Consider the following 3,998-nt stretch of genomic DNA (forward strand, 5'->3'; position numbering starts at 1 on the left):
GCGCCCCTCCTTATCTACCGCCTTGTTAAGCGGCTGGTCTTCGCACCTTGTCTAATTGCGCCACTTGTTTGCCTTGACATACTTGAATTTGCTTGCCCTGCTGAACAAATCCGGCAAATCATCACCGATAATCAGCGCATCCACGTTTTCCCCCGGCATAAAACCCGTTTCGGCGGAATGCTTTAAAAAACTAATCAAATCATTATAATAGCCATTAATGTTTACCAAAATAATCGGTTTTTGAACAATCCCTAATTGAAACCAGGAATATGTTTGAAAAAATTCTTCCATCGTTCCAAGGCCACCGGGAAATACCACGAAGCAATCAGACAATTCCATCATCTGCTTCTTTCTGTCGGACATGTCGGATACGTGAATCAGTTCCGTTTGACCAACCGGCTTAATCGCATGATCTTCCAGAATTTCAGGAATTATGCCGATAACTTTCCCGTTTCTTTTTGAAACGTCTTCATAAAGCATGCCCATAAGTCCCAGGCGACCGCCTCCATAGACAAGCGTATCTTCATTTTTGACAAGATACTCGGCTAAAGTCCCCAACGCCTGCCGGATTTCGGAATCGGCACCTGCATTTGACCCGCAAAAAACGCACACTTTTTTGTTTGCTAAGACTGACATGTTATATTTCCACCTTTTAGATTATGATACAATCATTCTAACATTTCGGAGACAAAGCAAAAACCCCGTCTCATTTCTGAAACGAGGCTCCTGTAAAACTATGCGGATTCGTAATTGACCTTGGACCAGTCAATCGCCAGATTGCTCATCCTGCGCATTTCATCAATCTCTTCCGGCGTGAATTCTGCACGATATTCATCATCAGTATCCGATTTGCTGCCAAAATGAAACTCAGCCAAAAATTCGCCCTTTAATGCCAGCAGATAAGCATTGTCATCATCAGGTATGACGTGAACATACTTCTTTTCCGTTTCGCCATCCCCTAAATATGTAAAACGAGGATTGCTCATCAAATCAATCAGAATTCTGACGAAAGGAACCTGAAATTCGCTGCTCGAACCCTCTATGTATTGCTTGACCGCTTCACAAATGCAATCAGTTACCAAATCCTCTGCCGGAAAATCATCCCCGTACAGAGAATCATGAAATCTTCCCTTCGGATAGAAGAAATTGAAATAGTTGCTCTCCTCCGGCTGAACTCCCGATCCAACCTCTTTGAATCCCTTTACCGTCGTGCAGTATGCCAACCCTTCCAACGGTGCGATTAATTTTTGAATCTTAGCTTTCGACCAGGCATGGTTGACAAAATCATAAGCTTCATTAACGTATTTCACCAATAACACCTCTCATAAACTGCTAATGTTATCATAGCATATATCGAGCAAACTAAGACGAATTTAACTATCAAATTCAGACTTTCTTCACAAAAATATCTAATATCCAATTACATATGATAGAGAACTAATACAAATATCCTATTTATGAAGTTATTCATTCAAAAAACTATTCGCAATTTTATAAGCGTTCGGCTCCACACCCTGGTTATCCAGACTGCTTTTGAAAACAAAAAAGACCCAAACATCATTATAAATGTCTAGATCTCGCAAAAATGAAAATTACCGTTAAAGCTGTCAAAAAGCAGTGACCTGCTTCTAAAACACTTCAACAATCGCTGATTCCACAAAAGGGAACATTATGCCGCTGGCAGGAGTCGAACCTGTACTTGGAAATCCAAACAACGACCTGAACGTTGCGCGTCTGCCAATTCCGCCACAGCGGCATCTGATAAGTAACTACTCTTATCATTATACACATTAATTCAGATTAATCAAGTACTTTTTTATTATTTTTTTGGAAATCCGATAACGGTCCCGTATCCGTGAAGCATCAAGTACTTCGGGCCAACGGAAACTCTTACCACCTGCGGCTCAAAGCGAACGGCAATAATTCCCTCGCCGCCCTTGGCTACGGCACGCTCAATCAGTTTTCCCTTGACTTCGGTATACAAATCATCAAATTCATCAACCTGATCCAACTGATCAGATGTCAGTTCCTTCTTGACCGTGGCATTTACGATTCCTTTGATGGTGTATGTTCGATTGATTTCACCTGTCGTGAGAAACATGGATACCCCCCTTTAAAGAAAGATTCTGTAGTTGCGTTTGTTGATATTGATTACTTCACGCCTGTTCTTGGCTGAACGGTTGCGCAGTAAATTTCTAAGCATCTTTTCAAGCTTGTCATTGCCGTTTGAAAACTTCGAAAGAAGATCGTTATCGACTCTTAAAACCAAATTCTCACGCTTGCTTGGAACACGAAAAGTCGTCTGTTCGTCATCTTTTTCAATTACATTGTCCACAAGCTCTTCTACAAATCCTTTCGCCATTTTATGATTCCTCCTCAGGATTAAGATGGAAACCCTTCCTTGTGTTTAATTATATTCTACACCTTTTTTCATAATTTTTCAAAACAGCATTGAAATTAATGAACACTGTATTTCATATCAACAGCATATTGAATTTCCCTTAAAAATACAGTATGATGAAGACAACACTAATGTAAGCGCAACCATTGAAGGAGGAACCCTCATGAATCAAACAACTCCTTATCAGCTCGAACGTGCACGCGCGTACCGCGCTGAATCTCAGCAGGCAATTGAATACATTCTTTCTAACGATGATCTCAATAAAGCCAGGCTGATTTTGAAATCAATCAGGCGCTCGATCAATGCCGAAATAAACCTGTCTGATGACGACGATTCCGCCTATGTAAAACTGCTTGTCGCCATCGCCCGGGACCTGACCGACAAGAAAGATGATTTTTCCCAGCTTGAACGAATCCGCAACGGTTTTTACAAATTCATCATCGCACAAAACGGTTCTTCGGACGCAAACCGATAAAAATGTTATAATGAACTTGGAAGAAACCTCTAAAAGGAAGTGGTCAATATGACAGAACAGAAGTATACGACAATCCTGGTACCCGTTGACGGCTCAAAGGCAGCAGAACTTGCTTTTGACCGCGGGGTTGAAATTGCCAAGCGAAACCATTCCCATCTTGATGTTTTGAACGTCATCGATTTAAATCAGTTTACCGTCAGCTTCGCCGGCATGGTTGATGCAAGCGGAGATGTCGTTTATCAGGCGTTTGAAGATGTCAGCGACTACTTGAAAAATCTTGTCGAACGTGCACATGAGGCCGGTTGGGACGACGTTGCGATGCACGTCCGCTATGGCTCTCCCAGAAGCGTTATTGCCAAGGAATTCATCAAAGATCACGGTATCGATCTGATCGTCATGGGACCCACGGGCGCAAATCCGGTTGAAAGACTTTTCCTTGGATCAGTTACCGACTACGTTACGAGAACGGCTCCATGCGACATCATCATTGCCAGATGATCTTTTTAAAACTGGAATTAAAATTCCAGTTTTTTTGTACCCTGCAGAACTTGCTTTAATTATAAAAATCAGTTACACTTCTCTACAAGGATTTTCGATTAGTAATGAAAGGAACGATTCGTTTGTCACTTGATCCGATTTCGACGATCGTATACGTCGCACTTTTAATTTTAACAATCTATAATATCAGACTCAGCTGGAATCTGGCCAAACTTAAAAGCACGGTTGCAGTCAAGCCGTTTGAATCTTTGTCATCTCTTGAGCTTAATGAAATTGAAAGAATCAACCATGACAGAAGAAAATGGAGCATCGTCGGAAATATTTTCTTCGTGCTCTCCCTGGTGCTTGCCTTTGTGGGTACGCTCAATCAATTGGCATATTTCCTGACGTTGTACACCGTTTGCAACATCATTGTCGTAAAGTACAACACCCAGACGTTCAACGTTATCAGAGCAGACAGACATAATTGAAAAGAGGATGGAAAGAAAGCCCTTTTTTCCTCTTGAAAGAATGCCGAGCAAGGGAAGTCGCAAGTCGACTGATTTTGTCCGGCATTCTTTCAATTTCGGGACATGAAAACCTTATTTTTTAAATACAGTGCTGAGAATCGCCTGCCCAGTCAGG

The 3,998-nt window shown here is 41.7% G+C and carries 7 protein-coding genes and 1 tRNA gene; 3 read left to right on the top strand and 5 right to left on the bottom strand.

The annotated features are described in order from the left end of the window. Positions 1-51: 51 nt before the first annotated feature. The 5 genes from V7Z60_RS08970 to V7Z60_RS08990 all read right to left on the bottom strand — a co-directional run bounded on the left by V7Z60_RS08970 (position 52) and on the right by V7Z60_RS08990 (position 2,362). The gene (locus V7Z60_RS08970) at positions 52-636 is read right to left on the bottom strand and encodes a TIGR00730 family Rossman fold protein (protein WP_334117486.1); all 585 of its coding nucleotides are present in this window, start codon (positions 634-636) and stop codon (positions 52-54) included. 98 nt (positions 637-734) lie between these two features. After that, positions 735-1,310, bottom strand: a complete 576-nt coding sequence (locus V7Z60_RS08975) for a hypothetical protein (RefSeq protein ID WP_334117487.1) — start codon at positions 1,308-1,310, stop codon at positions 735-737. A 362-nt stretch (positions 1,311-1,672) separates the two neighbouring features. Further along, positions 1,673-1,756, bottom strand: a tRNA-Leu gene (locus V7Z60_RS08980). Between the two features lie 63 nt (positions 1,757-1,819). Continuing rightward, the gene (locus V7Z60_RS08985; protein ID WP_334117488.1) at positions 1,820-2,101 is read right to left on the bottom strand and encodes a hypothetical protein; all 282 of its coding nucleotides are present in this window, start codon (positions 2,099-2,101) and stop codon (positions 1,820-1,822) included. 12 nt (positions 2,102-2,113) lie between these two features. Continuing rightward, positions 2,114-2,362, bottom strand: coding sequence for a hypothetical protein (locus tag V7Z60_RS08990; protein ID WP_334117489.1), 249 nt, complete (start codon positions 2,360-2,362; stop codon positions 2,114-2,116). A 202-nt stretch (positions 2,363-2,564) separates the two neighbouring features. Here V7Z60_RS08990 and V7Z60_RS08995 point away from each other — a divergent pair, with 202 nt between their 5' ends. From V7Z60_RS08995 to V7Z60_RS09005, 3 genes are all read left to right on the top strand, one after another. Next, positions 2,565-2,876 carry a hypothetical protein gene (locus tag V7Z60_RS08995; protein WP_334117490.1) on the top strand — a complete coding sequence of 104 codons (312 nt, stop codon included), beginning with the start codon at positions 2,565-2,567 and terminating at the stop codon, positions 2,874-2,876. Between the two features lie 48 nt (positions 2,877-2,924). Continuing rightward, entirely contained in the window at positions 2,925-3,374 is a 450-nt protein-coding gene (locus V7Z60_RS09000; RefSeq protein WP_334117491.1) for a universal stress protein, read from the top strand. 104 nt (positions 3,375-3,478) lie between these two features. Beyond that, positions 3,479-3,844: a hypothetical protein gene (locus V7Z60_RS09005; protein ID WP_334117492.1), complete on the top strand. Its 366-nt coding sequence runs from the start codon at positions 3,479-3,481 to the stop codon at positions 3,842-3,844. Positions 3,845-3,998 lie beyond the last annotated feature (154 nt).

Source organism: Ligilactobacillus sp., assembly GCF_036846325.1.
In the GTDB taxonomy this organism is placed as follows: Bacteria; Bacillota; Bacilli; order Lactobacillales; family Lactobacillaceae; genus Ligilactobacillus.